This is a genomic window from Streptomyces sp. NPDC005551 (assembly GCF_042871785.1).
Taxonomy (GTDB): Bacteria; Actinomycetota; Actinomycetes; order Streptomycetales; family Streptomycetaceae; genus Streptomyces.
This window is the reverse complement of the sequence record NZ_JBIAJE010000003.1, coordinates 623,073-648,449: the sequence shown is the minus strand read 5'-3', so window position 1 is coordinate 648,449 and position 25,377 is coordinate 623,073. Positions and strand designations below refer to the sequence as shown.

Annotated in this window: 22 protein-coding genes and 1 pseudogene; 16 read left to right on the top strand and 7 right to left on the bottom strand. The window is 72.8% G+C overall.

Annotated features, from left to right (window positions below; all coding sequences use genetic code 11):
* The first annotated feature begins 35 nt into the window (after positions 1-35).
* Positions 36-1,469, top strand: coding sequence for a dihydrolipoyl dehydrogenase family protein (locus tag ACFYP4_RS11180; protein ID WP_388784806.1), 1,434 nt, complete (start codon positions 36-38; stop codon positions 1,467-1,469).
* A 117-nt stretch (positions 1,470-1,586) separates the two neighbouring features.
* On the opposite strand, the gene ACFYP4_RS11175 is transcribed toward ACFYP4_RS11180, so the two are convergent.
* The 3 genes from ACFYP4_RS11175 to ACFYP4_RS11165 all read right to left on the bottom strand — a co-directional run bounded on the left by ACFYP4_RS11175 (position 1,587) and on the right by ACFYP4_RS11165 (position 3,711).
* Positions 1,587-2,243 carry a peptide deformylase gene (locus tag ACFYP4_RS11175; RefSeq protein WP_358850665.1) on the bottom strand — a complete coding sequence of 219 codons (657 nt, stop codon included), beginning with the start codon at positions 2,241-2,243 and terminating at the stop codon, positions 1,587-1,589.
* A 223-nt stretch (positions 2,244-2,466) separates the two neighbouring features.
* A complete protein-coding gene (locus ACFYP4_RS11170) occupies positions 2,467-2,814 on the bottom strand; it encodes a tetratricopeptide repeat protein (RefSeq protein WP_358850664.1) in 348 nt (115 codons plus the stop codon).
* Between the two features lie 84 nt (positions 2,815-2,898).
* Complete coding sequence (locus ACFYP4_RS11165) at positions 2,899-3,711, bottom strand: NAD(P)H-binding protein (protein ID WP_358850663.1); 813 nt, start codon at positions 3,709-3,711, stop codon at positions 2,899-2,901.
* Positions 3,712-3,796: 85 nt separating this feature from the next.
* On the opposite strand from ACFYP4_RS11165, the gene ACFYP4_RS11160 reads away from it, so the two are divergent.
* Complete coding sequence (locus tag ACFYP4_RS11160) at positions 3,797-4,210, top strand: helix-turn-helix domain-containing protein (protein ID WP_358850662.1); 414 nt, start codon at positions 3,797-3,799, stop codon at positions 4,208-4,210.
* Positions 4,211-4,302: 92 nt separating this feature from the next.
* Complete coding sequence (locus ACFYP4_RS11155) at positions 4,303-5,268, top strand: pirin family protein (RefSeq protein WP_388784801.1); 966 nt, start codon at positions 4,303-4,305, stop codon at positions 5,266-5,268.
* Positions 5,269-5,453: 185 nt separating this feature from the next.
* Here ACFYP4_RS11155 and ACFYP4_RS11150 read toward each other — a convergent pair whose 3' ends face one another.
* Together ACFYP4_RS11150 and ACFYP4_RS11145 are read right to left on the bottom strand one after the other, a co-directional pair.
* Positions 5,454-6,665 carry a helix-turn-helix transcriptional regulator gene (locus tag ACFYP4_RS11150; protein ID WP_358850660.1) on the bottom strand — a complete coding sequence of 404 codons (1,212 nt, stop codon included), beginning with the start codon at positions 6,663-6,665 and terminating at the stop codon, positions 5,454-5,456.
* Positions 6,666-6,796: 131 nt separating this feature from the next.
* Positions 6,797-7,063, bottom strand: coding sequence for a hypothetical protein (locus tag ACFYP4_RS11145; protein ID WP_388784798.1), 267 nt, complete (start codon positions 7,061-7,063; stop codon positions 6,797-6,799).
* A gap of 92 nt (positions 7,064-7,155) precedes the next feature.
* On the opposite strand from ACFYP4_RS11145, the pseudogene ACFYP4_RS11140 reads away from it, so the two are divergent.
* Positions 7,156-8,295, top strand: a pseudogene (locus ACFYP4_RS11140) (LysR substrate-binding domain-containing protein); the annotation flags it as partial.
* An 83-nt stretch (positions 8,296-8,378) separates the two neighbouring features.
* Here ACFYP4_RS11140 and ddaH read toward each other — a convergent pair.
* On the bottom strand, positions 8,379-9,257 hold the full coding sequence (ddaH, locus tag ACFYP4_RS11135; protein WP_358850658.1) for a dimethylargininase: 879 nt from the start codon (positions 9,255-9,257) through the stop codon (positions 8,379-8,381).
* 86 nt (positions 9,258-9,343) lie between these two features.
* On the bottom strand, positions 9,344-10,555 hold the full coding sequence (locus tag ACFYP4_RS11130) for an AMP-binding protein (RefSeq protein WP_358850657.1): 1,212 nt from the start codon (positions 10,553-10,555) through the stop codon (positions 9,344-9,346).
* A gap of 183 nt (positions 10,556-10,738) precedes the next feature.
* On the opposite strand from ACFYP4_RS11130, the gene ACFYP4_RS11125 reads away from it, so the two are divergent.
* The 12 genes from ACFYP4_RS11125 (at position 10,739) to ACFYP4_RS11070 (ending at position 25,363) form a co-directional block, all read left to right on the top strand.
* A complete protein-coding gene (locus ACFYP4_RS11125; RefSeq protein WP_388784794.1) occupies positions 10,739-12,055 on the top strand; it encodes a phenylacetate--CoA ligase family protein in 1,317 nt (438 codons plus the stop codon).
* On the top strand, positions 12,052-13,764 hold the full coding sequence (locus ACFYP4_RS11120) for a prenyltransferase/squalene oxidase repeat-containing protein (protein ID WP_358850655.1): 1,713 nt from the start codon (positions 12,052-12,054) through the stop codon (positions 13,762-13,764). The genes ACFYP4_RS11125 and ACFYP4_RS11120 overlap by 4 nt, the downstream gene beginning before the upstream one ends.
* 54 nt (positions 13,765-13,818) lie before the next feature.
* On the top strand, positions 13,819-14,220 hold the full coding sequence (locus tag ACFYP4_RS11115) for a hypothetical protein (protein WP_358850654.1): 402 nt from the start codon (positions 13,819-13,821) through the stop codon (positions 14,218-14,220).
* A gap of 100 nt (positions 14,221-14,320) precedes the next feature.
* Positions 14,321-14,620 (top strand): phosphopantetheine-binding protein, encoded by a 300-nt coding sequence (locus ACFYP4_RS11110; protein WP_358850653.1) that lies wholly within the window; start codon positions 14,321-14,323, stop codon positions 14,618-14,620.
* The gene (locus tag ACFYP4_RS11105; protein WP_388784789.1) at positions 14,617-15,657 is read left to right on the top strand and encodes an acyl-CoA synthetase; all 1,041 of its coding nucleotides are present in this window, start codon (positions 14,617-14,619) and stop codon (positions 15,655-15,657) included. The genes ACFYP4_RS11110 and ACFYP4_RS11105 overlap by 4 nt, the downstream gene beginning before the upstream one ends.
* Positions 15,654-17,180 carry an aromatic amino acid lyase gene (locus ACFYP4_RS11100; RefSeq protein WP_388784786.1) on the top strand — a complete coding sequence of 509 codons (1,527 nt, stop codon included), beginning with the start codon at positions 15,654-15,656 and terminating at the stop codon, positions 17,178-17,180. Before ACFYP4_RS11105 ends, ACFYP4_RS11100 begins: the two co-directional genes overlap by 4 nt.
* Positions 17,177-18,379 (top strand): 3-deoxy-7-phosphoheptulonate synthase, encoded by a 1,203-nt coding sequence (locus ACFYP4_RS11095; protein WP_388784783.1) that lies wholly within the window; start codon positions 17,177-17,179, stop codon positions 18,377-18,379. The genes ACFYP4_RS11100 and ACFYP4_RS11095 overlap by 4 nt, the downstream gene beginning before the upstream one ends.
* A complete protein-coding gene (locus ACFYP4_RS11090) occupies positions 18,376-19,623 on the top strand; it encodes an acetyl-CoA carboxylase biotin carboxylase subunit family protein (RefSeq protein ID WP_388784780.1) in 1,248 nt (415 codons plus the stop codon). Before ACFYP4_RS11095 ends, ACFYP4_RS11090 begins: the two co-directional genes overlap by 4 nt.
* A 24-nt stretch (positions 19,624-19,647) precedes the next feature.
* A complete protein-coding gene (locus tag ACFYP4_RS11085; protein WP_358850648.1) occupies positions 19,648-20,895 on the top strand; it encodes an ATP-grasp domain-containing protein in 1,248 nt (415 codons plus the stop codon).
* Entirely contained in the window at positions 20,892-22,337 is a 1,446-nt protein-coding gene (locus tag ACFYP4_RS11080) for an amidase (RefSeq protein ID WP_388784776.1), read from the top strand. The genes ACFYP4_RS11085 and ACFYP4_RS11080 overlap by 4 nt, the downstream gene beginning before the upstream one ends.
* Positions 22,338-22,339: 2 nt before the next feature.
* On the top strand, positions 22,340-23,590 hold the full coding sequence (locus ACFYP4_RS11075; protein WP_358850646.1) for an MFS transporter: 1,251 nt from the start codon (positions 22,340-22,342) through the stop codon (positions 23,588-23,590).
* Positions 23,591-23,782: 192 nt separating this feature from the next.
* A complete protein-coding gene (locus ACFYP4_RS11070; RefSeq protein WP_388784772.1) occupies positions 23,783-25,363 on the top strand; it encodes an APC family permease in 1,581 nt (526 codons plus the stop codon).
* Positions 25,364-25,377: the final 14 nt, after the last annotated feature.

Genomic DNA, 25,377 nt, shown 5'->3' with positions numbered 1-25,377 from the left:
TGGCCACGCCTCGCACCACCTACCAGACTGACCCCATGACGGAAACGGAAACCATCGCGTACGACGTCGTGGTGCTCGGTGCCGGGCCCGTGGGGGAGAACGTCGCCGACCGCACCCGTGCGGCCGGACTCTCCACCGCGGTCGTGGAGGCCGAACTGGTCGGCGGTGAGTGCTCGTACTGGGCGTGCATGCCGAGCAAGGCGCTGCTGCGCCCGGTCCTCGCCCGCGCCGACGCCCGCCGCGTGCCGGGACTGCGCCAGTCGGTGCAGGGCCCCCTCGACGCCGCCGCGGTCCTCGCCCACCGGGACTACTACACCTCGCACTGGAAGGACGACGGCCAGATCGGCTGGCTGGAGGGCATCGGCGCGGACCTCTACCGGGGGCACGGGCGGCTCTCGGGGACACGCGAGGTGACGGTCGAGGGCGCGGACGGCGGACGGCGTGTGCTCACGGCCCGGCACGCCGTCGCCGTGTGCACCGGCACCCGCGCGTCGCTTCCCGGTCTGCCGGGCCTCGCCGAGGTCAAGCCCTGGACCAGCCGTGAGGCCACCAGCGCGCAGGCCGTGCCGGACCGGCTGATCGTCGTGGGCGGCGGTGTGGTCGCGGTCGAGATGGCCACGGTGTGGCAGGCGCTCGGCTCGCGGGTCACCCTCCTCGTCCGCGGTGCGGGGCTGCTGCCCCGTATGGAGCCCTTCGCCGGAGAACTGGTCGCGGAGTCGCTGAAGGAGGCCGGCGCGGACGTCCGCACCGGGGTCTCGGTGACGTCGGTGACGCGCGAGGGACCGACGGTGGTGGCCGTCACCGACGGCGGAGAGCGCCTCGAGGCCGACGAGATCCTGTTCGCCACCGGGCGGGTGCCGCACACCGACGACCTGGGCCTCGAGACGGTCGGTCTGGAGCCCGGCTCGTGGCTGCCCGTCGACGACACGCTCCTGGTGAGCGGCAGCAGCTGGCTGTACGCCGTGGGCGACGTGAACCACCGCGCCCTGCTGACCCACCAGGGCAAGTACCAGGCCCGTATCGCGGGCGCCGCCATCGCCGCCCGCGCGTCCGGGGTGCCCCTGCTGGAGACGGACCCCTGGGGTGCCCACGCGGCGACGGCCGACCACGCGACCGTCCCCCAGGTCGTCTTCACCGACCCGGAGGCCGCGGCCGTCGGTCTCTCCCTCGCCGAGGCGGAGCAGGCCGGCCTCCGGGTCCGCGCCGTCGACGTCGACCTCGCCTCGGTGGCGGGTGCGGGGCTGTACGCCGACGGCTACCGGGGCCGGGCCCGGATGATCGTCGACGTCGCACGGGAGGTCGTCCTCGGGGTCACCCTGGTCGGCCCCGGAGTGAGTGAACTGATCCACTCGGCGACCGTCGCCGTGGCCGGCGAGGTACCGGTGAGCCGCCTGTGGCACGCGGTGCCCTCGTACCCGACGGTGAGCGAGGTGTGGCTGCGGCTGCTGGAGGCGTACCGGGACGCCTGAGCCGCGACACGGGGGTGCCGCCGGTCGGCGGCACCCCCGTCAACCGGGCCGGTGACGCGGGCTCCGGGCGTCCTGGTCGGCCCGGCAGTACTGGTCAGTTCCCTGGACGTGTCCTGGTCAGCCGGGCAGGCCGAAACCGAGGGCCGCCGCGGCCTCACCCGGAGTCGGCTGGGCCCAGCGCCGCGCCATCGCCTCGGTCGAGGACAGCGAGCGCAGTTCCGCGCGGTCCAGGTAGAGCGTGCCGTCCAGGTGGTCCGTCTCGTGCTGCACGATGCGCGCGGGCCAGCCGGTGACGATCTCGTCCACCGCGCGGCCGTGCTCGTCCCGTGCCGTGAGCCGGACCCGGGCGGCCCGGGCCACCACCGCCTGCCAGCCCGGCACGCTGAGGCAGCCCTCGAAGAACGCGGCCCGCTCGGCGCCGACGGGCTCGTACGACGGGTTCACCAGCACCCGGAACGGCTGCGGCACCCTGCCGCGCGCCAGCCGCACCTCCTCCGGCACCGGCGCCGGGTCCTCGATCACCGCGATCCGCAGCGGTACGCCCACCTGTGGCGCGGCGAGCCCCACGCCGGGCGCCGCGTGCATCGTCTCGCGCAGCGCGGTCACGAAGCGGTCCAGCAGCTTCTCGTCCAACTGGCCGTCGAAGGGCTCGGCTTCGCCCCGCAGCACCGGTTCACCGGCGGCGACGATCGGCAACGGGCCCGCCCGGGAGAGGAGTTCCTCCACCTGGTCGGTCAAGGAGCGGGAGGGACCGGGGTCGTGTTCGGATGCCATCGGGCCAGGATGCCAAGCCGGGAGGCACGGCGCGAGGCGGGACCTCGGCGGGACCGCCCGCCGGAGCCGAGGGGAGTGGCGGTACGGAGGACTGACGGGGCCTGGCGGGAAAGGGCCGGGAACCGCGGCCGGCCGGTCGTTCGGGTGACCGGCCGGGCGCTGGGCTCCCGGCCTCCTCGGGTGACCTCCCAGGGTCTGGCGCGACCGCGGGGGAGGCCGGCGGTCACAGGCGGTCGAAGTCCCCCGCGAGCGCCGAGGCGATCCTGAGGTGCGGCTCCGCCTCCTCGTGCCGGCCCTGGCGTTCGAGGGTCCGGCCCAGCATCAGCCGGGCGTAGTGCTCGACCGGGTCGCGCTCGACGAGGATCCTCAACTCGGACTCCGCGCGGCGAAGTTGGGCCGAGTGGTAGTACGAGCGCGCCAGCAGCAGCCGGGGACCCGCCTGCTCCGGCACCTCCTCGACCAGCCCGCCCAGCACCCGCGCCGCAGCCGCGAAGTCCCTGGCGTCGAAGAACATCCGCGCGCGCTCCCAGCGCTCCGCGGCCGTCCCGTGGTCGTAGTACGTCATGTCCACTGCTGACCTCCTTCGGCGGCGACAACGAAGGCGGGTGGTTGAATATTCCACTACTGTGCGAGTTCGCTGTGCCGTGAGGGCGGGCTATGCGAGGGCTGCCGCGAGCGCGGAGCGGGGTTCGCGGCCCAGCAGTCGGCGCAGGTCACCGCCGGTGCGGGACATGAATCCGGCAGCGATGGCGGAGTAGGTGCCCACCAGCATCGGAACCTGGAACGGCTCAGCGCCGGAAGCGGCGAGGCGCGCACGGGCCCGGGCGAGTGTCTCCGGCTCATAGGTGACGTGCGGGCCGTGCGCGCGGGCCAGCTCGGCGCCGCCGATGGCCTGCTCGCCCACGAGTTCATAGACGCGCCGCGCATGAGCGGGTGCCTCCACCGTCACACGTACCGCGGCGTCGGCCAGATCCGCCCGTGCCACGGCGGCCAGTTGGCCCTCGCCGAGCGGAGCGGTGATCCGCCCGTCGGCCGACGGCGCGGCGAGCCCGCCCAGCAACTCCGCGTACAGGCCGTTGCGCAGGATCGTCCAGTCCATGGTGCTCGCCCGGAGCCGACGCTCGGTCCAACGGTGCGGCAGCGCGTAGGGAAGATGATCGCCGTCGGCGGTCAGGCTCGTGTAGACGACATGCCCTGCGCCGGCCTTCTCCGCCGCGTCGATGGCGGCGCCGTGCCGGGCTGTGACGGTGTCGTCCTCGCCGTAGCCCGCCGAGACCAGCAGCAGCACATCCACAGCCTCGAAGCCCGCGGCGAGGGTGGCGGGCTCGTCGAAGTCGATGCGGCGGACCGGCAGCGTGGTCCTGAGACGCTGAGGTTCGCGCGTTCCGAGGACGATGTCGTCATGGCCGGCCAGCCGCTCGGCGATCAGCGTGCCCAGGGCACCGGTGGCGCCAGTAACAAGGATCATCAGGGTCTTCCCGTTCCGGTAGGTTCTCTTCGGTAACCGGGATCATCCTGAGCTTTTGCGGCAGGGAGCGTAAGGAGGCACTTCCATGTCAGTGGGGCACACCGGGGTAACCACCGAACCCGTCGTCAGCTGCGGCGACGAGCACGAGGACTGCGGGATCCGCGATGTACTCGACCGGATCGGCGACAAGTGGTCAGTCCTGGTCGTCGTCGAACTGGCCCAGGGCGTCCGCCGTTTCCGACAGCTTCAGCGCGCCGTACCCGGTATCTCGCAGCGGATGCTGACGCTCACCGTCCGCCGGTTGGAACGCGACGGCCTGGTCACCCGGACCGTGCACCCGACGGTGCCCCCGCAGGTCGAGTACGAGCTCACGGCGATGGGCCACAGCCTCACCCATCTGGTCAAGGCCCTCACGGACTGGTCGGCGGAACACCGCGACGCCATCGCGCAGGCACGCCGGCAGTGGGACGGCGAACATCCCGACTCCGGAATCCGGTGAACAAGCGGGCTCCAGCACCTCGCCGGCCATGACGAGGACGGTTTGCTCATCCCTCTCGGCGGACTTCTGCGGAGGACACTAGGTTGGGTGCCATGAGCAATCTTGATCGCGAGGCGGTTCCCGCACTGTGCGGAGGCCGTGGTTTCGTGGTGGCGGAGCCGGTGCGTGAACTCCTCAGCCCCCGCCGGGTCCAGCTCGGCGAGGCCGGCGAGGTCCGCCGGCTGCTGCCGAACCTGGGCCGCCGCATGGTGGGCGCCTGGTGCTTCGTCGATCACTACGGACCCGACGACATCGCGGACGAGCCCGGCATGCAGGTCCCGCCGCACCCGCACACGGGTCTGCAGACGGTCAGCTGGCTGCACGAGGGCGAGGTGCTGCACCGCGACTCGACCGGCAGCCTGCAGACGATCCGCCCGCGCGAGCTGGGCCTGATGACCTCGGGCCGCGCCATCAGCCACTCCGAGGAGAGCCCCAGGTCGCACGCGCGCCTCCTGCACGGCGCGCAGCTCTGGGTGGCGCTCCCGGACAGACACCGGCACACCGATCCGCGCTTCGAGCACCACGCCGGACTGCCCACGGTCACCGCCCCCGGCCTCACGGCCACCCTCATCCTCGGCAGCGTCGACGGCGCGACCTCGCCCGGAACGACGTACACCCCGATCGTCGGTGCCGACCTGAGCCTGACCCGCGGCGCCGACCTGCGGCTGCCCCTGGAGCCGGACTTCGAGTACGCCGTGCTCTCCATGTCGGGCGAGGCGCATGTCGACGGGGTGCCGCTGCTGCCCGGCTCGATGCTCTACCTCGGCTGCGGCCGCCGTGAACTCCCCCTGCGTGCCGAGTCCGACGCCGGACTGATGCTCCTGGGCGGCGAGCCCTTCGAGGAGGAGCTCATCATGTGGTGGAACTTCATCGGGCGCACGCAGCGGGACATCGAGCAGGCCCGCGAGGACTGGACGACCGGCTCCCGCTTCGGTGAGGTCAAGGGCTACGACGGCGGTCCGCTTCCCGCGCCCGCGCTTCCGCCGGTGCCGCTGAAGCCGCGCGGCAGGGTGCGCTGACCCTCTGGGGTCCGTCACGGAAGTCGAGCCGCGGGCCCCTCTCCGCGGCAGACGTCTCAGGCCGGGGCAGCGGACGGTATCGGCTCCGCCGGCTCGTTCGGGCTCCGGGGCCGGCCCTCCTCGTGCGGGACCCGGCGCACCTGGCGAAGTCGCCGTAGGCCGCGTCCTGCCTGCCCCGGGGCCTCTCAGTGCGCGTGCGCCCGCGCCGCCGTCCGCCACACCTCGGCCGCCAGATCGATCATCTCCGCGTCCTGTGCCTGCTCCGCGAGTGCCGTGAGGTCCGTGATCGCCGTCGTGTCACCCTCCGCCAAGCGGATCTGCGCGCCCAGCATGCGGTAGCGGATCCGGTCGCGGTAGCTGAGCAGGAGCGCGTCCTGGTCGATGTCGTCGCAGAGGGCGCGGGCGGCTGCGAAGTCACCCCGGGCGTACCGTAGTTGGGCTGTGAGGAAGGTGTACTCCTGCTGGTTCGCCGGGGTGCCCACCAGGTCGAGGGCAGGTTTCACCTCCGCCAGATAGTGCTCGACGGCGTCGAGGCGCAGGGGGCCGGCCTGGAGCTTGAGCGCGGCGGCCGCCAGCCGCAGTCGCACCCACAGCGAGAGGTCCTCACGGCTGCTGACCGCCGCGAGGGCCCGGTCCAGGAGCAGGCCCGCGCGCTTGTGGTCGCCGATGCGGGTGGTGACGGTGGCCGCGGCCCACCAGGCCTCTGCGGCGAGGGAGCCCGTGCGGTCGTGGAGGGAGGAGCAGATCTCGTCACTCATGCGCTTCGCCTCCGCGAGGTCGCCCAGTTCGGCCGCGGTGGAGACGAGCAGGATCCGGAGGCGGGTGGTGTCGTCGGTGCCGAGACCGGCCTCCTGCGCGAGACGCAGACCGTCCCGCGCGGTGGCGCGTGCGTCGTCGATGCGGCCGAGGGATCTCTGGCACCGCGCGAGGCGCAAGCGGGCGTGGACGAGGAGCACGGGGTGCCCCAGCTCCTCGCTCACCTGTACGAGGTGCCGGAGGTTGTCGTACTCCTCCCGGCGCTGCCCTTCCTCGCACTGGAGCTTGGCGAGTTGGGCGTACGCCTGCCACCGCAGGGTGGGGTCGGCCTCGGTGTCGGTTTCCAGTGCCTGTTCCAGCTGGAGCCGGAGTTCGCCTTTGTCGGCCGACTCCCACAGCGCCGCCGTGGTGGCGAGGATGTCCGAGAGGCCGGTGGCTTCGACCTCGTCGAACATGCTGAGCGGAACGTTGAGCTTGGCGGCGAGAAGTTCCACGCTCTGCGGTGTGGGCGGGCGGGATCCCGCCTCCAGTCGCGACACGTAAGCGGCCGACATGCGGGGACCGGTGAGGCTGGCCTGGGTGAGCCCCTGCTGCTGTCGGAGCTGACGGAGGCGGCGGCCGAACGCCGGCTGCTCAAGCATCTTCATTCCTTACGGACAGCCCCGTCCTCGATTTGTCAACACATTATCGATCCTTTACTCGGGCCGTCAAGAATGATGGTGCGGCCCGGTCGGTGCGCATCATCCGGTCCCCGGTCGGCGGGGATGGAGCCCTACGGAGTCGGTGCCGGCCACTCGATGTCCAGCGGGGTCTCCCGGCCCGCCGCCGGCCACTCGATCTCCGACGTGATCGCCCGGCCCGGCGCCGGCCACTCGATCTCCTGCGGGGTCGCCCCGCCGGGCGCCGGCCATTCGATCTCCTGAGGCGCGATGGCAACTGCCGGGCGGGCGGGGGCCGCTTCCGCGTGCGCCGAGGTGATGGTGAGCAGCGTGGCCGCCGTGAGCGTGGCCAGGGTGGCGAGGCTGTGGGCGAGGCGCATGGCAGTTCTTCTCTCCTGGGTCGGGTGCGTCCCGGGCTCCGGCCCTGCGGGTCGGTCCGGACGCTCGTCTTTCTTCGGTGGCGCGGGGCCGCATGCCGAGGCTAGGAGCCCTTGACGAGTGTAGTCAATCCTTGACAAGGCTTGACTGGCTTGCCTATTTTTGCGGTGAACCAGTTGTAGATCTTGGGGAACGAGGGGTCCGGAAAGCTCCGCGAAGGGGCGGAACGGGCATCGGTGGCGCATCCGGACTTTCCCGGCACGCCGGGAGGTCGGTCCACCAGCCGCGGCAGGCCCGCCCCACCGGCGGGCAGGCGGACGGGACGGCCCCTCCTCACCGCTACGGGCGCCGTGAGGCGCGCATGGAGGTTGCACCCGTGGACATTCGAGCATTCACGTACTTCATCGCCGTGGCCGACGAACTGCACTTCGGCAGAGCGGCGAAGAGACTCCACATCTCGCAGCCCGGCCTCTCTCAGGCGATCAAGGTGATGGAGCGCGAGATCGGCGCTCCCCTGTTCCACCGGTCGCGCCAACTGGTCTCGCTGACCGCGATCGGCGAGGAACTCCTGCCCAGGGCGAAACGTCTGGTCGCGCACGCCGAGGAGGTGAAGGGCTTCGCCAGCGACATGGTCGACCGGCATCACGCGACCCTGACGCTGGCCCACACGGCCTCCGCGAGCCTCGGCCGGGCCCACGAGCTGACCGCAGCGTTCCGCTCCGTCCGCCCGCACATCAACCTGCGGACCTCGGCCGGCTTCAGCTCCTTCAACGTGGAACGCGTGCGCACCCGCCGCGTGGACGTGGGCTTCGTGCGGCCGCCGGTGGAGCTGGGGCAGGACCTGGGGCTCCTCGGCGTGGGCGACGAGGAGATCCTCGTCGCCCTGCCCGCCGCTCATCCGTTGGCCGGCCGGCTCACCATCCGGTTCGAGGACGTCGCCGCGGACCCCCTGGTCTACTTCCCCCGGGAGTCGGGCGGTTTATGGGAGTCGATCATCCACGCCGTCTATCCCGTGGGCCGCACCCCGCACATCGTCCGGGAGGAGCCCGACGAGGTCCACATGCTGATGGCGGTCGCGCAGGGGCAGGGCATGACCCTGGTCACCCGGGATGCCGTCGCCCTGCTGGACGTACCCGGCGTGGTGCTCCGTCCGTTGGAGGGCACGCCCACCGTGCCGCTGGCCCTCGTGTGGCGCAAGGACAACACCAAGTCCGCCCTGCGGGCCTTCCTGTCGTTCATGGCCTCCGCGACGGACCAGCGGCCGCGCCCCGCCCGGCGGGAGCAGCAGGCTCCCGCCGAGGTGGTGACGCGCCCGCGTTACACCACGCAGGCCGTGCGCGCGGGCGTCGCCGCGCGTTCCGAACCCTCGGAACTGGCCCTGCGGATCTCCAGCGTGCAGCACTTGGCACTCCCGCCGGCCTTGAGAAGCTCCGAGAGGTCGATGCCGATCGGGTTGTAGCCGCGCGCGGCGAGCTGATCCGCGAGACCTGTCGCCGCCTGGGGCAGGACGACGTTGTACCCGTCCGAGACGGCGTTGAGGCCGAACACGCCCGCGTCCTCGGCCGAGACCAGGACGGCGTCCGGGAACAGGCGGCGCAGCACCGCACGGCTGCCCGGTGAGAACGACTCCGGGCAGTACATGATCTCGTCGTCGCCCAGGACCGCGAGCGCGGTGTCCAGGTGGTAGAAGCGCGGATCGACCAGGCGCAGGCCGATCACCGGGCGGCCGAAGAAGTCCTGGGCCTCCTGGTGCGAGGCGGGGTCGGTACGGAACCCGCAACCGGCCAGCACCCACGTCCCGGTGACGAGGTAGTCGCCCTCGCCCTCGTTGATGAACTCCGGGTCCCGCACCTCGGGGAAACCGTTCTCGCGGAACCACCGGGAATACGCGGGTCCCTCCGCGACGCGCTGCTCGTTGCGGAACTTGGCACCGAGCACGCGCCCGTCCACGACGGTGGCGCCATTCGCGGCGAACACCATGTCCGGCAGACCGGGCACCGGCTCGATCAATTCGACGGTGTGCCCGAGTTCCAGATAGATCTCACGGAGGCGCTCCCACTGGAGGACGGCCAATTCGCGGTCGACCGGCTTCTCGGGATTCATCCACGGATTGATGGAATAGGTCACCTCGAAGTGTGTGGGCCGGCACATGAGATAACGGCGCGGAACGGCGGTTCGGGTGGTGCGCTCGGTCATGGGAACTCTTCTCTCGAGTCGGGTCGGCGGGTCCCGGAACGGATGTCTTCGGTGCGGGGGTGATCGGGACGACGGCCCCGGCGGGGTCAGGGCAGCGGCTGGTCCTTGACGACCAGCGGCGTCTTGTTCGACCGCTCGTTGACGGTGAAGCGCTCGACCGCCCGGACCGCGAACGCGCGGGGCGCCTCGGTCTCCACCTCGTAGCCGAGCCGGTAGACCTGGGTGAGGACCGTGCGGCGCACCTCCGACTCGACCTCGGCCGGGTCGGCCTCCTTGGCGGTCTTGATCCGCAGTTCCATCCGCTCCGCGGGGGAGCCGTGATCGAACAGCGCGATCTGCACGTCGTCGACCGCCGGGTGCAGCCGGGTCGCCTCGACGATCTCCTGCGGGGTGACCAGGATGCTCAGGAACTTCATCTGCGGGTCGTCACGGCCCACGACCCGCAGTGCGGTGTCCGCCCGGCCGCAGGCGCAGTGGACGAACTCGCCCAGATCACCGAGCCGGTAGCGCACCACCGGGTTGACGCACTCCGGGTGCAGGTTGGTCACGAGGATCGCCCCGTCCTCCAGCTCGACGTGCTGGTAGGGCATGAGGTGGAACGTGTCCAGGGCGCAGGCGGGGCCGTTGTGCCCGATCACCCAGGTCTCCGTCGACCCGTACACACCGTGCAGCTCCGCGTCCGGAAGGACCCGGCGGACGGTCTCCAGCGCACGCTCGCCGAACGGTTCGCCCGTCCACAGCAGCTTCTTGAAAGCCGGGGGCCTGCGGTCCGTGCGCTCGTAGAACTCCAGCAGGTTGCCTATCTGGCTCTGCGTCGCGTTCAGGGCGGTCGCGTCGAGCAGACCCACGAAGTCGAGCCACTCGCCGAGCTGCGCCTCGTCGACCGCGCCCAGCGGGATCGTCACCGCGCCGGCCCGGTGGGCCACCGCGTTGAAGAAGTTGTGCGACGAGGACAACCGGCCCGGAGTGTCGTAGTTCACGAGGACGTCCTGGTGGTCCAGCGGACTCCACTCGGCTGCGATCGCCTCGATCAGCTGGCCACTGGCGATGAAGCTCAGCTTCGGGGTCGAGGTGGTCCCGCCGCTCCCCAGGACGATCGAACCGTGCCGCCGTGACCGTGCGACACGCAGGACATCGGGAAGAGCGCCCCGGAAATCGTCCTTCGTGAGGATCGGCAGATCTCGCAGTGCCGGTTCGGCAAGGGCCCGCGCGTCGTCGTACCGGTCACTGAGGGACGGAATCTCCGCCATGCGTTCCAGCAGGGCGGGAACGGAGAGCGCCGCTTTGTTCTTCGTCATGTCAACAAGTAGGCCCGGCCGCGCCGTCCGGTGTCCAAGCAGATTTTCAACTCACGTGATCAGTGCCGCTTATCGCGCGTTGATTCGAGATGGTTATTGGACGCCTGACAGGGCTTGTGGCTGAATTCTTCGGAGCGCGCATCATCGAGTTGCCCACATGCCACAGTGAGTTGGGAAGAAAGCATGTTGATCCGAGATGAAGCGGGACTGAGGCTGCTGCGAGAGGCACAGGAGGAGGCCCGGTGGGCACGACGCCACCCGCCCACCGCCGACTTCCACACCCGCAAGCTGTCCGCGGCATGGGCACGAGCCGCCAAGTCCCAGGCCTTCCGGGACATCGGTGCGTTCTCCTGGGACGGCTTCGAGCGGCTCCCCGTCACCCCCAAGGACCGGCTGAAGCAGGACCCCTGGAGCTTCGCGGTGGGAGAGCTGGCCGAGGCGGCCAAGTACTACGAGACGACGGGCACCTCCGGCCGGGTCACCCCCACCCCGCGCCACTTGGAGGACATCGTGTGGAACACGGTCTCCGTCGCCGAGGCGTGGCGCTCCGTCCTGAACGCCGACGACCGGGTCGCGATCCTGCTGCCCTCCGACATCGTGCCGGTCGCCGACCTCATCGTCGGCGTCTGTGAGTACCTCGGACTTCCGCACACCCGGATGTACCCGTTCGCCACCGGCATCTCCGACTGGGACCGCCTGAGCGATCTGTGGTCCACCCTGCGGCCCACCGCCGTCTTCGCGGCCCCGGGCGTGCTGATGCAGCTCACCCGCCTGCTCGTCCAGCGCGGCACGCTGCCCGGACTCAGCGACTCCATATCCAAACTGATGCTGCTCGGCGAGGTCAGCACCCCGGCTCTGCGCACCCGGCTCGGCACCTGGTGGGACGCCACCGCGCACGACGTGAGCTACGGCAGCACCGAGACCGGCACCCTCGCCGCGACCTGCCCTGCCGGGAACCTTCACCTGCTCACCCACGCCCACTACTTCGAGCTGACGGACGGCGAGCGCACGACGCCCCTGCCGGCCGACGGCGCGGGGCGGCTGGTCGTCACCCCCCTCAACCTGCACGCCCGCCCGCTGCTGCGCCTCGACACCGGCGACGAGGTGGAGATCAGCAGCGACCGGTGCGACTGCGCCACCCCCGGCAGCACGATCGTCGTCCGCGGCCGGTCCAGCGAGGGCCTGCGCATACGGGGGGCGGACCTGGCGATCCGCGACGTGGAGGAAATCGTCTACGGACTGACGTCGGCCACGGGCTATCTCGTCGAGGTCGACGAGGCGGGCACGCAGGCCCGGCTCCTCCTGGAGCGCGTACCCGGCTCCGACCGCGCTTCCGAAGCCGCCGACGCCGACTCCGTGCAGGAGGCCTGCCGGCACCGGCTGGGCTTCGCCTGGGACGGTGTCGCCTTCCTCAACGCGCTGCCCTCCACCACCAAGAGCGGTGGATCGCAGAAGAGTTGGAAGCGCACCAACGTACGCGTCGTGGAGAACGCCCGATGACCGCCCCCACCGTGCCCCCCGAGTCCACCCCCGCCGCGTCCCCCGCTCCCGGCGGCGCCGTCCTGGGCGATCCCGACCTGTGGTGCACGTACGCCGCGACGCGCACCCTCGCCTGGCTCGGCCGGACCGCCGACGCCACCGCCCCGGACGCCACCGCCCGCTACCTGAGCGGCCGCCGCAACGCCGACGGCGGCTACGCGTGGTCCGTCGGCATGCCCTCCGACGCCTGGGCCACCTTCTACTGCACCCAGGCGCTCACCGATCTCGGTCACCCCGTCCCGGAACCGGAGGCGACCGCCGCATGGCTCGCCACGACCTGGACCGGCGACGCGTACGCCATGACGCCCGGACAGGACGCCGAGGTCTGGGCCACCCACTTCTCCACCCGCACCGCCCTGGGCCCCGCCCGCTCCACCGTTCCCGACCGGGAGCGCCTGCTGGCCTGGCTCCACGGCCTCCAGACCGCGGACGGCGGACTCTCCTGGAGCCCCGGCCACACCACCGCCGACGTGCGTGCCTGCCACTACGGCGTCGCCGCCTGGGCCGCGCTGAACGCCCAGGAGCCCGTACGCCCCCCGTGGGACGTAGCGCGCCTGGTCGCCTGGATCCAGGCCCAACAGGCACCCGAGGGCGGCTTCCGGTTCTCGCCCGGCGCCGGGATCCCGTGCATGTGGGCCACCTACCGGTCGGTCGCCGCCCTGCGCCTGCTCGGCGCGATGCCCACGTACGACATCGAGCCGTGGGTACATGCCCTGCGCGGCCCCGGGCGGGCGTTCGTGCGGTGGGAGGGCTACGCGGTCGAGGACGTGTGGGCGTCCTTCTGCGCCGTCGGCGCGCTCGTCGGTGTCGGTGCCGACGTCACCGGCATCGCCGACGACGTGGTGCGCCGCATCGCGGAACTCGCCTGCCCCGGCGGCGGCTACACCTACCGCGAACCTGCCCTCGCCGCCGACGCGCTGACCACCGCCGCCGCCGTCCTCGCGCACCCGGACGACCCCGCCGTACCGGCCCACCGGGCCTGGCTCGAAGGGTGCCTGCTGCCCAACGAGGCAGGCCTGATGTACATGCCCGGGCGGGGCAGCGAGATCCGCTGCACCCTGTGGGGCCTCACCGCCGGGGCCTTCGCCGACCCCGAACGCCACGCCGGGCAGCGCGCCGGCGTCCTCGGCTGGCTCCGCTCCCTGCAGAACCCCGACGGGGGCTTCGGGTTCTGGGAGGGCAGGGGTTCCGACTCCCTGTCGACGGCCGCCGCCGTCGCCGTCGTCCGGCTGCTGGGCGCCGACGTGAGCGCCGTACTCGACGCCGACGCCCTGGAGGCCTTCGCCGCCCGGACCCCGGGCGAAGGGGCACGCGCGCGCCTGCGCGCCCTGCGTGTCCGCCACGCGCTCGGGCACCTGGACGACGCTCCCGTCCGTGCCGTCCTGGACGCCCACCGGGTGCGCGGCGGCGGCTGGGCGGACACCGGTTCGCGCATGCCCGACCTGCTGTCCACGTACGAAGCGGTGGCGACCGCCGATCTGTTCGGTGTCGCGCTCGACCCCGAACACCTGCGCCGCTTCGTCGACCGCGTCCACACCGCCGACGGCACCGCCTGGACGCCGTTGGCCCCCGCCACGGGCGGTCCCCTGGCCGACTGCCTGGGCGCGCTGCTGCGGCACCGGGCCGGGCAGGGCCCCACCGGGTCCCTGCCCGACCTGGTCCTGTCCTGATGCCCGCCCCCGTCATCCCGGCCAACGCGTCCCCGAGGCCCACCGAAGGCACCCATGCCCACCATTGACATCCTCGCCCCCGAACTGACAGTGCCCGCGCGGCGGGCCGTGGCCATCCGGCTCACCCGGCACCTGACCGCCCGTGGTGTGCCCGCCGGTCACGTCGTCGTGCACTTCACCACCGCCGAACCCCACTCGCTGTTCAGCGGTGGGATGTCCGCCGACGCGCTGCCCGCCGTCGAGGACGGCCTCCACCACGCACGCGTGACCGTGTGCGTGGGCCCGGACCGCGACGCGACCTTCCGCTCCGACCTGGCGGAGGAGATCGCGGCGGCGCTCGGCATGACCGAGCGGACTCCCTTCCTCTACATCGAGTTCCGCCCCACCGACCCCTCGCTCGTCCACCTGGCCGACGGAGGACGCCTCCGGCTCGCGGCGACCCCGCGAGTTCCCTGAGCCGTCGAGAGGCCTCCCGCGTGCCCGCCGTGCCCGGACCCCAAGGCTCTCCGATCGACGGAACGACCAGTGCCGACGCTCCTGAAAGGCAGGACCCCGCATGACCACGACCGTCCCCGCCCTCGACGAACTCACCGCACAGGTACGGGCCGCCCTCAGCCCCGTCCTGGGGGACGCCCTCGCAGCCGTCACGGACGACGCCGACCTGGCCCGGGCCCTCGGCGACCGCTACGACAGCCTCACCGCCCTGGAGTGCGTCTCGCGTGTCGAGGCCGCATTCGACGTGGAGGTCGACTTCGTCGCCCACGACGTCCGGCACGTCTTCGCCACGGTGGGACGCATCGCCGCCTTCGTACGCGACCTGATCGAGGACCGCACGGCCCTGGAAGCCTCCTCGTGACTCCCGTCTCCGCCCCCACCGCCACCGACCGCGCGGTGGCCGACGTCCCCTTCGAGACCTCCGGCCACAGCGGCGACCCGGTGCGCTGGTGGCGCACCCCCGGCCAACTGCGCGACGAGGCCCTGCTGGTGGCCCGGACGGCGCTGGGCACCGTGGAGCAGGTCGTCTGCTTCGCCCCGCCACGCCACCTCTTCGGGCACCTCTTCGGCGTCGTCCTGCCCGGCCTCCTCGGCGTCCCCGTCGTGCGGGCCTGGGACGACCCCATGAGCGTGCCGGCCCCGCGCCCCGGACTGCGCACCCTCTTCGTCTGCCTGCCGTCCAGCTGGCTGGTCATGCGCTCCCTGGTGCCGTCCACCACCGACCACCCGGGAGCGGTCGCCCTCCACGGCACCGGACCCGTCACCGACGCCGCCCGCACCCTGGTGCGGGACCGGCGGGGCACCCCGTTCACGGCCGTCGAGGTCTTCGGTTCCACCGAGACCGGTGCGGTCGCACTGCGCCACCTGGCCGACCACCCCGGGGCCAGGACACCGTGGCAGCTCCTGGACGACGTCGTCGCCGACGTGGAGGACGACGACCGGCTCACCGTGCGCGGCCCCCGGCTCGCCCGGCGCGACGGCTGCGAGCGTCCCCTCACCGCGTGGACCATGGACGACACGGTGACCCCGGCCGGGCCCCGCTCCTTCCTCTGGCGCGGACGCGCCTCCCGGATGATCAAGGTCAACGGGGTCCGCTGCGACCTCGGCGCCGTCGAGGACGCGGTCGCCTCCGCCTTTCCCGGCACCGAGGTGGTGTGCACGACCACCGGCGACCCCGTGCGCGGTGAACGCTACGACCTGTTCCACACCGCGGGACCCGCCCGGGTCGACGCGCGGACCATCCGTACCGCGCTCAGGGCCTCGCTCCCTGGCTGCCCCCTTCCCGGCGCCGTCCATCGCGTCGACCGGATCGCCCGCTCCGCCACCGGGAAACCCCTGCTGAACCGGCTCACCGCCCCTCCCGCCACGACGTCCCCGACACCGACGAGGGTGGCATGACGGCATCACCCGCCCCTCCGTCCCTCGCCGAGGCCCCCACCGCGCCCGACACCGCGGTCCCGGACTTCCTCCGGGCCGCGGGACCGGACCGGGTCCTCGCCCTGGGTCCCGAAGACCGTGCCCGCCTCGCCGCGAGCCGCGCGTCACTGGCCGAGATCGCCGCCCGCCGCCCCGTCTACGGCCTGACCAAGGGCTTCGGTCCACTGGTCTCCTACGACGCCGACCGCGACCCGCACGTCCAGGGAGCCGGGCTGCTCGATCACCTCACCACCGGTCAGGGCCCGGCGCTGCCGCCCGAGGTCACCCGGACCATGGTCTGGCTCAGGCTGCGCGGCATGTCCCTGGGCCGCTCCGCCGTAGCCGTCGACGTCTGGGACGCCCTCGCCGCCCAGTGGAACCAGGGGTTCACCCCGGTCGTGCCCCAGGACGGCAGCCTCAGCGCCAGCGGCGACCTCGTCCCACTGGCCCACGCGGCACAGGCGGCGGCGGGGAAAGGCGACGCCTGGCGGCGCGCCCCGGACGGCAGCTGGCGGCAGGAGCCCGCGGCCCGGGCGCTGCGCGCGCTGGGCGCCGACCCGGTCGACTGGGACGCCCGCTCCGCCCTCGCCTTCGCCAACGGCACCAGCGCGTCCCTCGCCCGCGCCCTGCACAACCACGTACGGCTCCAGGCCCTGGCCCACGCCGTGGCCGCCGGAACCGGCCACCTGGCGGGACTCCTCGGCAGCAGCCCCGAACCCTACGACGACCGCCTCTCCGCCGTCCGGGGGCACCGGGGACAGCGGCAGGCCGCCGCCCTGATCCGTGCGGCCCGCAGCGCCGTCGTCCGCACCGAGGAGGCCGCGCGGCGCCTCCAGGAACCGTACTCACTGCGCTGCGCCCCGCAGGTCGTGGGCGCCGTACTCGACCAACTCGGCTTCCAGGCGCAGGTGTTGATCACCGAAGGAGAGGGCACCACCGACAACCCCGTCTTCGTCGACGACGACGTTCTGCACGGCGGCAACTTCCACGCCGCGCCCGTGGCCCTGGCGAGCGAGCAGCACATGCTGTGCCTGCACCAGCTCGCCTACCTGGCCGAACGCCAGCTTCACCTCGCCCTCGACCCGCAGCACAACGGCGGCCTCCCACCCATGCTGACACCCGCCCCCGGACGCCAGAGCGGGTTCGCCGGTGTCCAGATCGCCGCCGGTTCGCACCTGGGCGCGATCCGCCAGCACGGCTATCCTGCCTCGTTCACCCCGGTCCCCACCAACCTGGGCAACCAGGACCACGTGCCGCTGGCCCTCAACAGCGCCAACGCGGTGTCCACCGCCCTGGACCGAGCCTGGTGGATCGTCGCCTCCCTCGCCCTCGCCCTCAACCAGCTGGCCCGCCTGAGCGGGACCGCTCCCGCGCACGGCGTCTGGCGGCACCTCGCCTCCGACTGGACCCCCCTGGACCGCGACCGGCCCCTGGCCGGCGAGGTCGCCGCCACCGCCCGACGGCTCGAACGCCACTTCACGACTCCCCAGGGACCGCGCACATGACGACAGCACCCCACCGGATCCGCCTGCCCGCCGCCCAGCAACCCACCTGGACCTGCGACGGCCTCGTCGAGAACGTCCGCGCGGACCTCGCCGCGCTGCCGCCCCTCGTGGAGGCGAGCGCCGTGCACCGGCTGCGTGCCGAGCTGGCCCGCGCCGCGCAGGGCACCCGTTTCGTCCTCCAGGGCGGCGACTGCGCCGAACCCTTCCTCGACTCCGCGCCCGCGAGGATCACCGCCAAGGCCGCCCAACTGTGCTCTCTGGCGGACCTGCTGACCACCCGCGCGGGCCTGCCGGTCGTACGGATCGGCCGGTTCGCCGGGCAGTACGCCAAGCCCCGCTCACAAGCCGTCGAAACCCTCGCCGACGGCACCGTGCTGCCCGTCTACCGGGGCGACGCCGTCAACCGGCCGACGGCGGACCCCGCCGCGCGCCGTGCCGACCCGGCACGGTTGCGCGCCGCCTACGACCACGCCGCCGCCTGCCTGGACACCCTCCTCCTCCGAGGTCACCTGGCCGAGGACGCCGCCGCCGGCTCCGTGTTCACCAGCCACGAGGCACTGCTCGTCGACCTGGAGACCCCCCTCGTGCGGGAGGACACCGAAGCCGGAGGTCACTACAGCTCCTCCGCGCACATGCTCTGGATCGGCGAGCGCACCCGGCAACTCGACGGCTGGCACGTAGGGTTCGCCGAAACGGTGAACAACCCCGTCGGCGTCAAACTGGGCCCCGGCGCGTCCCCGGACGACGTACACGAACTGTGCGAACGGCTCACCCGGGGCCACGGCGCCGGGCGCCTGTCGCTCATCACCCGGCTCGGAGCCGCCGAGACCGCCCGCCGCCTGCCCGCCCTCGTCGAGGCCGCGGCCGACTTCACCGGCCGCGTGGTCTGGCTGTGCGACCCGATGCACGGCAACACCGTCCGCCACTCCTCGGGCCGCAAGACCCGCGTACTGACCGACGTGCTGCGCGAGGTCACCGACTTCTTCGCCGTGCTGCGCGCCCACGGCGTACCCCCCGGCGGCCTGCACGTCGAGATGACACCCGACGACGTGACCGAGTGCGTCGACGACCCGGCCGGCCTCGCCACCGGCGCACTGCCCCGCTTCCGGTCCACCTGCGACCCGCGCCTCGCCCCCGCCCAGGCCCGCGGCCTGCTCATGGCGACAGCCGACCTGCTCGCGCGAAAGGACACCCCGTGACCACCGTGACCACCGCCGACACCCCCCGCCCGCACGTCGTGATCGTCACGCGATGGCAGGAGCGCTACGCCGAATACGGCCACTACCTCGACCACGGCGACCACACGGTCACCTATGTCGCGACCGAGGTGGCGCTCCCGGCGATACCCTCCGCGGCCGCCGACGTCGTCACCGTGGCCAGGACCGACGACCTCGACGAAGTCCGCGCCGCCGTACATCTCCTGGCCGCCCGCCACGGCCGACCCGACCGGATCGTCGCCCTCAAGGAGGACGACCTGCTCATCGGCGCCGCGCTGCGCGTCGAGTGGGACTGCCCGGGCGACCGCCCCGAGGACCTGCTGCGGTTCCGCGACAAGCACCTGATGGTCGAGGCCGTGGCAGCCGCCGGTGTCCCGGCTCCCGCGAGCGCGGCCGTGACCGGCGCCGCCGACGTCGCCGCCTTCGCCGCCGCGCACGGCTGGCCCGTGGTGCTCAAGCCCCGTGTCGGCAGCTCCAGCGCGGGCGTGCTCCTGGTCCGCGAACCCGACGAGCTCGACGGATACGACTGGGCCGAGCCGATGCTCGTCCAGGAGTTCCTGCCCGACGCGATCTACCACGTCGACGGGATCTTCGACGGCGCGGAGCTGATGTGCTGGCGCGCTTCCCGTTACGTCAACACCTGCCTGGGCTTTCGCGAAGGCACCTTCCTCGGGTCCGTCGAGGAGGACGACCCGGCGGTCCTGGCCCCCGTCGGCGAGCACGCGCGCGCGGCCCTTGCCGCGCTCACGGACCGGCCCACCCCCTTCCACCTGGAGGTGTTCTTCGACGCCCGGAGCGGCACGTGCCGCTTCCTGGAGGTCGGGGCACGCGTCGGCGGCGCCGAGATCCCCTTCATCTGGCGGGAACTGCACGGGTACGACCTGATGGAGGCCGCCTTCCGTCTCCAACTCGGCCTGCCGGTCCACCCCGTGGGGCCGGCGCCCGCGGAACAGGTCGGCGGCTGGCTGCTCGTCCCGGCGCCCGAGGCCCGGCCGTGCCGTGTCACCGAGGTCACGCCCATGACGGGCCGGGAACCGGGGCCCTACGCCGAAGTGCTCCTCAAGCCCGGCGAGGTGCTTCCCGCGGCCGACGCCTACTACGAGCACGTCGGCGGACGCTTCCGGTTCCGGGCGGCCGACTCCGCCACCGTCGAGCACGCGCTGACGACGACGGCCACCGCCTTCCGCGTGAGCGCCGAGCCCCTCGCGCTGACCCCCGTACACTGACCCCCGCACCCTGGAGAGCCCCCCATGTCCGTCAAGGGCCACGTCGTCATCGTCGACGCCTACCACCCCACCCGACGCCTCGCCCCGGAGTTCGTCAAGGCCGGATACGCCTGCGTCCGCGTGCAGAGCACTCCCGAGGTGCCGAAGGTGTACCGGTCGACCTTCAGCCTCGACAACTACGCCGCCAACATCGTGCACCAGGGCGACCTGGCCGAGACCGTGCGCGCCGTTTCCGCGTACGAGCCCGTCGCGGTGGTGCCCGGCGGCGAGTTCGGCGTCGAGTTCGCCGACGTTCTCAGCGAGGCCATGTCCCTGCCCACCAACGGCACGGCCCTGAGCCCCGCGCGCCGCGACAAGTACACGATGGTGGAGACCGTCAAGAAGGCCGGCGTCCACGGTTCCGAGCAGATCCTCGTCACCGACGAGGCGGAACTGCGGGACTGGCACACCAAGCTGGGCCGGCGCGTCGTGGTCAAACCGATCCGGTCGACGGGCGGTGACGGCATCCACTTCTGCGACACCCCGGACCAGTCGGTCGCCGCCTACCGGGCGCTGGCCCGCGCCGAGAACTTCTTCTCCGTCGACAACGAAGGCGTCGTCGCCCAGGAGTACCTGGTGGGCGGCGAATACGTCGTCAACACCGTGAGCCGCGACGGACACCACCACGTCACCGACATCTGGAAGACCACCCGCATCACCGCCAACGGCGTCCTCGACCTCTGCGACTCCGTGCACCTGCTGGCCCGCCGCTCGCCCGAGGGCACGGTGCTGGGCCGCTACGCCGAGGAGGTCCTCGACGCCCTCGGCATCCGGCACGGCCCCGGCCATCTGGAGGTCAAACTCACCCCGGACGGTCCCTGCCTGGTGGAGGCCGGGGCCCGGATCGCGGGCGGTGACATCCCGTACTACGCGAGCCTCGGCACCGGCTCCTCGCAGATCGACTGGACGGTCGACGCCTACGTGGCGCCGGAGCGCTTCCACGAGCGCCGCCTGACCGACTACGTCGTCGAACAGCACTTCGCCTCCGTCGCCATGATCTCGCCCAAGTCCGGGACGCTGAAGCGGATCCGGCACATGGACACCATCGGCAAACTGGAGAGCCTCCACGAGATCCGTCCTCTCGTGGAACCCGGCGGCCAGATCCGGCCCACGGTCGACGACCTGACCTACCCCATGATCGTCAATCTGCGGCACGAGGTCGCCGAGGTCGTCCTCCGCGACTACGGAACCCTGCGGTTCCTCGACGGCGAGGGGCTCTACGAACTGTCATGAGCATCCGACCCGACACCGGCCCGGCCGTCCCCGCACCCCGGACGGCCGCCACACCCGCGTCCGCGACCACCCCCCGGGCGATCGGCGACTTCCTGGGCACCACGACCGCCGGTGACGCCCTGCCCGAGATCCTCGCTCTGCCCCTGTCCGAGCGCCACCGCCTCCTGGCCGCGGGGGAGATCGGCGCCGAGGAGTTCCGCGCCCGCGCCGCGCACTGGGCGGCCCGTGCCGACGGCCACTACCGGGCCTGCGCCGAACTGCGCGTACCGACCGGCGGCCTGCGGCTCGGTGTCAAAGACACCGTGGACGTACAGGGGTTCGCCACCCGGCTCGGGTTGCGCCACTACCGGCACCACCCGCGCACCACGGCCGCCGTCCTGCGGGACGTCACGAACGCCGAGGTCGTCGCCAAGGTGGTCACCACCGAATTGAACATCGGCGTCGGCTCGGGGTGCGTGAACCCGTACTTCCCGCACATCGACCCCGCCGGGTCCAGCACCGGCTCCGCGGTCGCCGTGGCCGCGAACATCTGCGACGTGTCACTCGGCACGGACGTTCTGGGCTCCGTGCGCTGGCCCGCCGGGCGCTGCGGCGTCGTCGGACTGCGCGTCACCCACCACCCGCGCAACCTGCCCGGAGTCTTTCCGCTCTCGCCCGCCATGGACGCGCCCGGCTGGGTCGCGCGCACCGCCGACGACCTGGCCTTCGCCTGGCAGCACATGGGGCTCGGCGGCCCCGTGCCCACCGGCGGCCGGCTGCGGGTCGGCGTCCCACGTGAGCTGAGCCGCCCAGGCGTGCTCGACCCGGAGATCACCCGGGCCGTCGCCCACACCGCCGAACTCCTGCGCAGCGCGGGGCACGACGTGGTCGAGGCGGACCTCGGCGAGCTCTGGGACTGCCGCGCGGACGCCTGGCAACTGTGCGCTCGCGACGCCTGGGACGGGTTCCAGCACTGGCGCGCCCACATCGAGGACGACCTCCTCGACTCGACGTTCGCCGCGCTGCGCGCCGGCGCCGACGTCGGGGACGAGGAGTACGCCGTCATCCGGGACCGGATGACGCGGCTGCGTGCCACCCTGCCGGCCCACTTCGCCGACCGGCGCGTCGACGCCTGGCTGCTGCCGCTCGACCCGGCGCTGCCCCGACCGCGCGGAACGGTGCCCCCCGCCGCCTCCACGATCCCCGTACCGGGCGACCCCCGCTACGACCGGGAGATCGGCTTCACCCCCGTCGCCAGCTTCGCCGGACTCCCCGCGATCACCTTTCCCGCCGGTGTCGACCCCGCGTCCGACGTGCCCGTCGCCATGCAGCTCGTGGCGGGCCCGCACCGGGAGGGGGCGCTCATCGCGGCGGCCCGGGACGTGTCCGACACGCTCGGCGACCTCCGACTGCGCCCCCGAGGCGTCGACGTCCCACCCGTACCCGGCGCTTCGAAGGAGTGACCATGGCCACCACACGTCACAAGGCCGGGGGAGTCGGCCTCCTCCACCTGGCTGTCTTCGGCGGGTACGCGGGCCAGCAAATCCTGACTCCGATCCTGCCGCCGCTCGCGCGGGAGCTGTCCATCAGCGAGTTCCAGTACGGCATGGTGATGAGTGCGTCCGCCGCCGTGGTCGCGCTCGTCAGCCCCCTGTGGGGCCGCCGCGCCGACGCCTGGGGCCGCAAGCCCCTCATGGTCGTGGCGCTGTTCGGCGCGGCCCTCGGTCTCGCGGCCTTCGCCGTCTTCGCCCATCTGGGCCTGCGCGGCGTCCTGGGGGCCACAACCGTCTTCGTCCTGCTGCTGCTGGCCCGCGGCATCCTCTTCGGCGGCTCCCTCGCGGCCCTGCCCGTCGCGGCGCAGGCGTACGTCGCCGACACCGCCGTCGAGGAGGAGGAACGGGTCAAGGGAATCGCCCGTGTCGGCGCCGCCATCGGCCTCGCGCTCGTCCTTGGGCCGGGCCTCGGCGGCCTCCTGGGCGACCTCGGCATGCTCCCCGCCCTCTACACCGCGCCCGCGCTGATCGGCCTCGTCGGCGTCGTGGTCTGGGTCTGGCTGCCCGCCGAGGAACGGCACACCGACCGCAAGGCGGCCCCGGGGCGACTCAGCCCGCTGGACCCGCGCATCCGCAGGTTCCTGGTGTCCGGCGCGGGCATCTACCTCTCCACCAGCCTGCTCCAGTCCAGCATCGGATTCCTGCTGATGGACCGGCTCGACCTCACCACGGCGCGGACGGTGGAACTCTCCGGCATGGTGCTCCTGGCCGGCGGCCTGCCCATGCTCGTCGTCCAGGGCGTGATCATCCCCAAGCTGGCGTGGCGGCCGCAGCGCCTCCTCCGCGTGGGCGTGCCGCTGACCGCGGGTGCCTTCGTCGTCATCTGCGTGGCCGACTCGCTGCCGGTCTTCCTGGCCGCCGTCACCCTGTCCGGGCTCGGTCACAGTCTTGCCATCCCCGGCTACAACTCGGCGATGAGCCTCGGCGTCGAGGCCAACGAGCAGGGCAGCGCGGCCGGACTCAGCGCCTCCGTCAACGCGCTCACCCTGGTGCTCGGCCCGCTCGCGGCGACCAGTCTCTACCAGGCCGACCCCGCGCTGCCGTTCGCGGTCGGGGCGGTCGTGCTCGCCGCTCTGCTCGTGCTCCTCGCCCGCCGTACGGCCGTGCCCGGCCCGGCCCCGCAGGACGAGGAACCCACCCCCGCGTCCAGCTCCCCGCGCTGACGGCGCACCCCGCCCGCGCCCCGACAGCCCAGCACACCCGAGCCCGTACGCGCCCGTAGCCCGCCCGGCGCATACGCCCGGGCCCCGCACGCGCCGGCGCGCCTTGTCCGTGCGCCCGGGCCCGGCCTGCACCGCGGCCGGCTCGCGCCTGCCCGAAAACGCGACCGCGACCACCCGACCCGGAGACCACACATGTCCGCACCGCCCCTGCCCCCCGTACTGGACAAGCACGCACCGCAGGCCACCCCGCCCGAGGAGGGGCTCCGGCGTGAGCTGGGCCGATGGAGCCTGACCGCCATCGCCTTCGGCGGCATGATCGGGTCGGGCTGGCTCTTCAGCGCCTACTACGCGGCGCAGACGGCGGGCCCCGCCGCGCTGCTGTCCTGGCCTCTCGCGGGCGCCGCGATGATGCTCGTCGGCCTGGTCCTCGTACAGCTCGGCGCGACGCGCCCCCGGGCCGGCGGCATGGTCCGCTGGCCCCTGGAGGCCAACGGGCCCCTGGTGGGGACGGCCATAGGCTGGGCGGTCCTGCTCTCCGTCGCCAGCGCCCTGGCCGCCGAGGCGTCGGCCATCGCGCAGTACGCCGGCCACTACGTCCCCGGTCTGTACCGGGACGGACAGCTCACGGCGCGGGGCATCGCCGCGGCCGTCGCGCTCCTGGCAGTGCTCGCGCTCCTCAACTGGTTCGGCGTCCGCCTGTTCGCCCGGATCACCACGGCCCTCACCGTCTTCAAGTTCGGTGTCCCGGTGGTCACCATCGCCGTCCTGGTGGCCGCGGGCTTCGACTCGGACAGTATCGAGGCGGGTGGCGGTGTCGCCCCGTACGGCTGGTCGGCAGCGCTCTCGGCCGTGGCCGGTGCGGGCATCATCTACACCTTCAACGGCTTCGCGGCCCCCATCGAGCTGTCCGCCGAGGCCCGCGACCCGCGCCGCGACCTGCCGCGTGCCGTCGTCACGGCCATCGTCCTGGCGATCGTGCTCTACACCGTCCTCCAACTGGTCTTCCTGGTCACGGTCCCGGCCGACTGGCTGGCGGGCGGCTGGCACGGGCTCAACTTCGACTCGCCCTTCGGCCAGCTCGCGCTGGCACTCAACATGGACTGGCTCGCCACTCTGATCTACGCGGACGCCGTCCTCTCACCGACCGGCGCCGCCGGCATCTTCGTCGCCTCGGGCAGCCGCGAGACGTACGCAGCCGCACGCAACGGCGTCCTGCCCTCCTTCTTCGCCTCCGTGCACCCCGCGTCCGGCGTTCCCCGGCGGACCCTGCTCGCCAACTTCGTCCTCGCCACGGTCTTCCTCGTCCCCTTCCGCGGCTGGCAGGAGATCATCGGCGTGGTCGGGGTGCTCTCCCTGCTGACCTACGCGGCCTGCTCCGTCGCCGTGAGCACCTTCCGCGCGACGGACCACGAGGCGCTCACCTGGCGGATGCGGGGCATGGGGTGGATCGCGCCCGCCGGGTTCGTGGTCTCCACGGAGCTGATCCACTGGGCGGGCTGGCACCACCTGCGTGCGGCGATCCCCCTGATGCCGGCCGCCGTCATCCTCTTCGCCGTCAGGTACCGTCAGGACCGTGCCCGGCTGACGGCGGAACTCCGGTCAGGCGCCTGGTTCCTGGGCTACCTGCTGCTGCTCTTCGTCGCGGCGGCCGTGGGGTCCACCGGCGGTTCCGGGCGGGTGCCCGCGCCCTGGGACTCCGTCGCGGTGGGCGGCGCGGCCCTGCTCGTCCACCGATGGGGTGTCCGTTCCGGCGCCCGTCGTGCCCTGAACTGACGGACCCCGCAGAC